This is a genomic window from Massilia sp. CT11-108, assembly GCF_047302915.1.
Classification (GTDB): Bacteria; Pseudomonadota; Gammaproteobacteria; order Burkholderiales; family Burkholderiaceae_D; genus Telluria; species Telluria orientalis.
On sequence record NZ_JBKYMO010000317.1, the window covers coordinates 1 to 6852 of the forward strand.

General features: G+C 66.2%; 8 protein-coding genes. 3 read left to right on the top strand and 5 right to left on the bottom strand.

Going from position 1 to position 6852, the window contains the following annotated elements:
• Both ACEN88_RS21445 and ACEN88_RS21450 read right to left on the bottom strand, forming a co-directional pair.
• A partial coding sequence (locus ACEN88_RS21445) for a CoA transferase subunit B (protein ID WP_413342844.1) occupies positions 1-618 on the bottom strand: 618 nt, incomplete at its 3' end.
• Positions 615-1280 (bottom strand): 3-oxoacid CoA-transferase subunit A, encoded by a 666-nt coding sequence (locus tag ACEN88_RS21450; RefSeq protein WP_413342846.1) that lies wholly within the window; start codon positions 1278-1280, stop codon positions 615-617. The genes ACEN88_RS21445 and ACEN88_RS21450, both read right to left, overlap by 4 nt.
• Before the next feature lie 131 nt (positions 1281-1411).
• On the opposite strand from ACEN88_RS21450, the gene ACEN88_RS21455 reads away from it, so the two are divergent.
• On the top strand, positions 1412-2227 hold the full coding sequence (locus ACEN88_RS21455) for an IclR family transcriptional regulator C-terminal domain-containing protein (protein WP_413342848.1): 816 nt from the start codon (positions 1412-1414) through the stop codon (positions 2225-2227).
• Positions 2228-2233: 6 nt separating this feature from the next.
• Here ACEN88_RS21455 and ACEN88_RS21460 read toward each other — a convergent pair whose 3' ends face one another.
• A complete protein-coding gene (locus ACEN88_RS21460; protein WP_413342850.1) occupies positions 2234-2533 on the bottom strand; it encodes an antibiotic biosynthesis monooxygenase family protein in 300 nt (99 codons plus the stop codon).
• A 224-nt stretch (positions 2534-2757) separates the two neighbouring features.
• Here ACEN88_RS21460 and ACEN88_RS21465 point away from each other — a divergent pair, with 224 nt between their 5' ends.
• Positions 2758-3051 (top strand): hypothetical protein, encoded by a 294-nt coding sequence (locus ACEN88_RS21465; RefSeq protein ID WP_413342852.1) that lies wholly within the window; start codon positions 2758-2760, stop codon positions 3049-3051.
• Positions 3052-3066: 15 nt separating this feature from the next.
• Here ACEN88_RS21465 and ACEN88_RS21470 read toward each other — a convergent pair whose 3' ends face one another.
• Both ACEN88_RS21470 and ACEN88_RS21475 read right to left on the bottom strand, forming a co-directional pair.
• Positions 3067-3474: a hypothetical protein gene (locus tag ACEN88_RS21470; RefSeq protein WP_413342854.1), complete on the bottom strand. Its 408-nt coding sequence runs from the start codon at positions 3472-3474 to the stop codon at positions 3067-3069.
• Positions 3475-3484: 10 nt separating this feature from the next.
• On the bottom strand, positions 3485-4531 hold the full coding sequence (locus ACEN88_RS21475; protein ID WP_413342856.1) for a hypothetical protein: 1047 nt from the start codon (positions 4529-4531) through the stop codon (positions 3485-3487).
• A gap of 308 nt (positions 4532-4839) precedes the next feature.
• On the opposite strand from ACEN88_RS21475, the gene ACEN88_RS21480 reads away from it, so the two are divergent.
• Positions 4840-6852 (top strand): ATP-binding protein (locus ACEN88_RS21480; RefSeq protein ID WP_413342858.1); only part of this gene is annotated, 2013 nt, incomplete at its 3' end.

Below are 6852 nucleotides of genomic sequence, written 5' to 3' on the forward strand. Positions count from 1 at the left end.
GGTGACGGCCTGCAGGTCGGCCAGGGTCAGGCCCGGCGCCATCTCGCGCACGCGCAGGCCCTCGGGCGTCACGTCCAGCACGGCCAGGTCCGTGTAGATGCGGCTGACGCAGGCGATGCCCGTCAGCGGATAGGTGCAGCGCTCGACGATCTTGCTTTCTCCCGTCTTGGTCTGGTGTTCCATCATGACGAACACCTGCTTCGCACCGATCGCGAGGTCCATGGCGCCGCCGACGGCGGGAATCGCGTCCGGCGCGCCCGTGTGCCAGTTGGCCAGGTCGCCCGTGTGCGACACCTGGAAGGCGCCCAGCACGCAGATGTCCAGGTGGCCGCCGCGCATCATCGCGAACGAGTCCGCGTGGTGGAAATAGGCGCCGCCCGTCAGCAAGGTCACCGGCTGCTTGCCGGCGTTGATCAGGTCCTCGTCTTCCTCGCCCGGGGCGGGCGCCGGCCCCATGCCGAGCAGGCCGTTCTCGCTGTGCAGGAAGATCTCCTTCTCCGCCGGCAGGTAGTTGGCGACCTTCGTGGGCAGGCCGATGCCCAGGTTGACGTAGGCGCCTTCCGGGATGTCTTGCGCTACGCGCGCGGCCATCTGGTCGCGGGTGTATCGGGTGTTCATGCGGCCTCCTTGACGACGCGCTGGACGAAGATGCCGGGGGTGACGATCGCTTCCGGATCGAGTTCGCCGAGCGGCACGATCTCGGCGACCTGCGCAATGGTGGTCTTTGCGGCCATCGCCATGATCGGACCGAAGTTGCGGGCGGTCTTGCGGTACACGAGATTGCCCCAGCGGTCGCCGCGCAGGGCCTTGATCAGCGCGAAATCGGCGTGGATCGGGGTCTCGAACACATGGTTCTTGCCGTCGATGACGCGGGTTTCCTTGCCCTCGGCCAGCAGGGTGCCGTAGCCGGTGGGCGTGAAGAAGCCGCCGATGCCGGCGCCGGCGGCGCGGATGCGCTCGGCCAGGTTGCCCTGGGGCGTCAGTTCCAGCTCGATTTCGCCGGCGCGGTACAGCGCGTCGAAATGCCAGGAATCGGCCTGGCGCGGAAACGAGCACACGATCTTCCTCACGCGCTTTTCCTTGATGAGGGCGGCCAGGCCCGTGTCGCCGTTGCCGGCATTGTTGTTCACGATGGTCAGCTCGCGGGCGCCGTGGGCGATCAGCGCGTCGATGAGCGCGGACGGCATGCCGGCGTTGCCGAAGCCGCCGATCATGACGGTGGCGCCGTCGTGGATGTCGGCCACGGCCCGCTCCAGCGAGTCACAGGTTTTGTCGATCATGGGTTGTCACCTTGTCTCTGATGTGCGAGTATCGAACACATGCTCGTCTACCGCACAAAAAGTGTACGCCCGCGCCGCGTCGGCCGTCAAGCGCTTCCTGACAACCCGTCACCATCGATTAGAATTCCGCCATGTCATCCACACCCTCGACCCCAGCCGCCCCGCTCACCATCGCGGAAGAAATCGACGCCCTCGCCGATCCCGACTTCATGACGTCGCTGGCGCGCGGCCTCGCCGTGCTGCGCGCGTTCGCCGACTCGCGCAAGCCGCAAACCATCGCCCAGATCAGCCAGCAGACGGGCATCCCGCGCGCGGCCGTGCGCCGCTGCCTGCACACGCTGCGGCAGCTCGGCTATGTCGACGCGGAGCTGAACAATTTCAGCCTCCGCCCGAAGGTGCTCACACTGGGGTATTCGTATTTATCGTCGACACCGCTGACGGCCGCCGCGCAGCCATGCCTGAACGGCGTCAGCAAGGCGCTGGGCGAATCGAGCTCGCTCGCCGTGCTGGAGGAAGACCAGGTGCTGTACGTGGCGCGCGCGGCGACGTCACGCGTGATGTCGGTGTCGCTGTCCGCCGGCAGCCGCCTGCCCGCGTATTGCAGCTCGCTGGGCCGCGTGCTGCTCGCGCACCTGCCGCAGGACAAGCTGGACGCGTACCTGGCGCACACCACGCTGACGCCCAGGACGGAGCGCACGGTGACGGATCCGGACACACTGCGCGACATACTCGCGCAAGTACGGCGCGACGGCTATGCCATCAACAACGAAGAACTGGAAATGGGATTGCGCTCGATCGCCGTGCCCGTGCGCGGCGCGTCGGGCAAGGTGCTGGCGGCGCTGAACGTGGGCGCACACGCGGCGCGCGTGACGCCGGAGCGCATGGTGGATGAGTTCCTGCCCGTGCTGCGCCAGGGCGCGCAGGAACTCGCGATGCTGCTGCCCTGAAGGCCGTCAGAAGCCGTCGACGGCGGCCACGTAGTGCGTGACGACGGGCGCGCCGTCGAAGCAGTGGCCGACGAGGCGGCGCCATTCCTGGAAATCGTCGCTCTCGCGGAAGTGCACCATGTGGTCCTCAACCGTGTTCCAGTCCACGAGCAGGCGGTAGGCGCGCGGATTCTCCACGCCCCGCTGCAGGCGCATGCCGGTACACCCGCGCGCCCGCTGGAACAGCGGCGCGGCGGCGCGCACGCCCGCCTCGAATTGTTCTTCCATGCCGGCCTTGACGAGGATTTCGGCGCTTTCGACGACCATATGCTTCCTTTCGATGGGTGACGGGGTGACCGCCGATTATGCCATCGCGCGGCCGGACGTGCAGAGCGCTCAGAACGCCCCGACGTAGTTCTCCGCCAGCGCCGTCGACAGCGCGCGCGAGTTCACGACATTCTCGAGCTCCGCGCGCTGCACTTCGCGCTGGCGCATACGCGTCGGGCTATCCGGACGCGGCGCGCGGCCTCTGGCGCCAGCGCATCGCGACCGTGCAGGAACGCGGGATCGACGCCATCGCGGACGCCGTGATGGGCCGCTACTTCCACGAAGGCTTCCGTTCGGTCCATCCGGCAACGGTTGCAAAGTTCCGCCGGCGCCTCGTCACGACGGATGCCCAGGGCTATATCGGCTGCTGCGCGGCCGTGGGCGGCGTCGACACGACGGCGCGCCTCGGGCAGATTGCCGTGCCGACGCTCGTGCTGGCCGGAGCATCGCACCTGGGTGCCATCGAACAGGCGGGCGCGTTCGCCGCTGCCGTCACCGCGTTCGTCGACTGTCTGTGATGTCGCAGGTGAGCTTCAAGGCGCCGTGTAGATGACCTTCACGGTCGCGTCGACGGCGCTTTTCTCGATGTAGCCGATGGCCTTCGGGTTCGCGGCCACGGCCTTCCTGACGTCGGTGCTGCCGCCGACTTCCTTCGGCATCGTCGCCTTGCCGGTGAAGACGAGCTTGGACCACAGCGCCTTCACTTGCGACATGTCCTTGTCGGCGACCTTCTTGTAGAACTCCGCGCGGATCGGCGCGCTTTCCGGCTGGTCGACCGGCGCCAGGGCCGTGGATTTGCCGAGGAAGTACTGTGCGACTTCATCCCTGGTCATCGACGCCTGCGGCGCGGACGGGTTCACGACGACGACGACTTCGGCCATGGCCGGCACGGCGGGCCCGAGGACGGCGGCGAGAACGAAGGAGCGGATCATGGTATTCATTGCGGTCTCCTCAGAAAACGAAGTCGACGGCAACCGTGCCGACGGTGACGGGGCCACGGAAGCCGCGCCTGGGCTGGATGAACAGGCCGGGACCTTCCGGATCGACGCGGTCGACCTGGAACTTGATGTCGGCCGAGCGGAACGCGTCCCAGCGCAGGCCGACGCTGTCGGTCTTCTGCGCGGATGCACCGGTCTGCTTGCCGTGGCTGTAGTACGGCAGCAGTTTGCCGAACCGGTAGCCGCCCATCGCATACCAGCCGTCGCTGCCTTGGCCGACGCCGCGTGCCTGCGTGTATTCCGACTGCACGACGACGTTGTTCGCATCCATGGCGAAGCCGACGGCCGTGAACGACACCTTGGTCTTCGGCAAATGGAAGAAACCCTGGTCGAGCGTCAGATTGCCGTCGTTGCGGCCGACACGCAGCGTGAACGGCCCCTGTTCGTAGATGACGTTCACGACGCTGCCGTTCGTGACCTTGGCCTTGCCGTCGCCGCCCGCCATCGTGATGGAGGAATCGCCGTACGCGAGTTGCGTGGTCAGCGTGGCCGGGCCGATGGTCTGCTGCCAGCTCAGGTCGGCGCCGTCGAGACTGTCCATCGGCACCTGCGAATACACCTCCAGCGACGGCCGCACCATCGTGTTGGCATAGCCCACGTTGCGATAGTCCGAGACCATGAAGATGGCCAGCGGCACGCGGCCGACGCGCACGTTCAGCATGTCGGACAGCCTGAATTTGGCGAAGGCGAGCGTCGCATCGGCGCCGTAGTCGTCTTCGCCGAATTTCCGCACCAGCCCCTGGCCCGTGAGCGACAGCCAGTCGTTGATGTTCGCGTCGACCTGGATGCCCAGGTTGGAATCCACGCCCGTGCGCGGGGACGTGCCGGCACCGCTGGCCTGGTTGGCGCGCGCGAATTGCGCGTCGTTGGTGTCCGTCCACGTCAGGGCGCCGGTGCCGAAGCCGCTGACACGGACCGGCGAGGGCTCGCCGTCCTGCGCATGGGCGGTCGACAAGACCGCCGGCACGAGCAGCAGGGTTGCAAAGTGTTTGCTTTTCATGATGATTGGGAATGTCATTGCAGGGTTGATATCCGATGCGTGTGCCCGAGGTTCGCCGGGAGGACCGGATCGTGCTCGCGGAAGAGGTCGCGTAGCGGGATGTATGCTGACCATATATTTCTGTATGGCAAATATCATTCCACTACAAACACGTTAAATGCTTGAAGGATTGATCACAGAACGTTGCGCTCAATACACATTTGGTCAGCTCGGCCCGCGCCGCGATAACGACATTCGTCAACATGTTGCAAAGATATAACGCCGCACTATACTGAGTCATTCCCGTCCGATTTCGAATCGGTACGCACATGACTCAGTGGCTCTCCCGTTCGACCAGGATCGGTTACGTCCTGGTCATTCTCCTGGTGGTGGCGACAGCCATCCTGCTGGTCTGGCAGCATTTCGGGATGACGCGCACCCTCGAGATTTCCCCGCAGCACCCGCATGGCGCCAGGGTGACGGACGACCGCGACAACACGCGCGGCAACAGCGCGAACGGCAATTCGGTCGCGTCGCTGACCGTCACGAAGGATGCGTTCGTCATGCGCTGCTACCTGGGCGCCGCCGCGACCTACCCGTTCTGCAAGCTGCAATTCCAGATGGGCGACCCGGTCAAGGGCATCGACATGTCGGGCTACGACACGATCGCGTTCGACCTGCGCTATACGGGCCGTGGCTGGCACGTCCTCAAGCTCCACCTGATGAACTTCGAACCGGAGTTTTCCACGCTGGAGGACTGGAATTCGCAGCGGTTCAACGAACTGCTGATCAACGTACCCGCCCAGCCCGAATTCACGGCGCCGATGAATGCCGTGCGCACCGCCGACTGGTGGCACTTCTCGCGCCAGATCCCGCTGTCGAAAAGCTATGTCCGCCTCGACCACGTCACGACCGTGGAATTGGCGACGGACAATTATCAGGACACGGGACAAGTCGTCACGGTCGAGCTGCGGAAGATCGAGTTCCGCGGCAAATGGATCTCGCGGGCGACGCTGATGACTTGGCTGGTATTCGTGTGGATCGTGTGCGGCGTCATCGGCCTGTCGCTGGGTCTGCTGCACTACCGGTCCGGCCTGCAGGCCAACAAGACACGCGTGGAGCAACTGGCCGCCATCGACCGCGAGCGCAAGGAAGCCGAAGCGGCCCGCGAGACGGCGCTGGCGGAGGCCGTCGCGCTGGCGCGCCAGCGCAGCCAGTTCCTCGCGCAGATGAGCCACGAATTGCGCACGCCGCTCAACGCCATCATCGGCTATGCCGACCTGCTGGGACGCGACCGCGACCACCTGTCCGAACGGCTGGCCTCGGGCCTGGCCACGATCCACGAAAGCGGCCAGCATCTGCTCACGCTCATCAACGACATCCTCGACCTCGCGCGGGTCGAAGCCGGCAAGATGGTGCTGCACCCGGCCGCCGTCCATCTCGAGACGTTCCTGCAAGTGCTGGCGAACATCATGCGCGTCAAGGCGGAAGAGAAAGGCCTGGGATTCAGCTACGAGCTCGCACCCGGCCTGCCGGCCGCGGTGACGATCGACGAGACGCGGTTGCGCCAGGTACTGCTCAACCTGCTGGGCAATGCCGTGAAATTCACCGACACCGGCAAGGTGTCGCTGCGGGTGCTGTCCGCCGCATCCGCCGGCGCGCCGGACACCGCGCGGCTGCGCTTCGAAGTGGCCGACAGCGGCATCGGCATGGATACGCAACAGCTCGGACGCATCTTCCAGCCGTTCGAACAGGTGGCGGCCGCGCAGCGGCGCGAAGGCGGCACGGGCCTGGGCCTGGCCATCAGCCAGCAACTGGTGCAGCTCATGGGCGGCCATATCGACGTGCTCAGCGCGCCCGGCAAGGGCAGCACGTTCTCGTTCGAGATCGACGTGCCGGTGGCCGCCGCCGCGCCGGTGGTCGTGGCGCCGCACGACACCGTGATCGGCTACGAGGGCGAGCGCAAGCGGGTGCTGGTCGTGGACGACGTGCCGCAGAACCGCGCGATGCTGCAGGACCTGCTGCAGGAGACCGGCTTCCTCGTCGCCGCCGCGACGAACGGGCTCGAATGCCTGGTCCTGCTGGACAGCTTCAAGCCCGACCTGATCCTGATGGATGTCATGATGCCGGTGATGGACGGGAACGAAACGACGCGGCAGATCCGTCACATGCCGGGCTGGGGTAACGTCCCGATCATCGCGGTGACGGCCAGCGCCAGCCCGGACGACGAGCGCAAGAGCCGCGACGCCGGTGCCGACGCCCTGATCGCCAAGCCGGTCGACCACGACCTCCTGCTGCGCACCATCGGCAGGCTGCTGGCGCTGCAGTGGATCACCGGACAC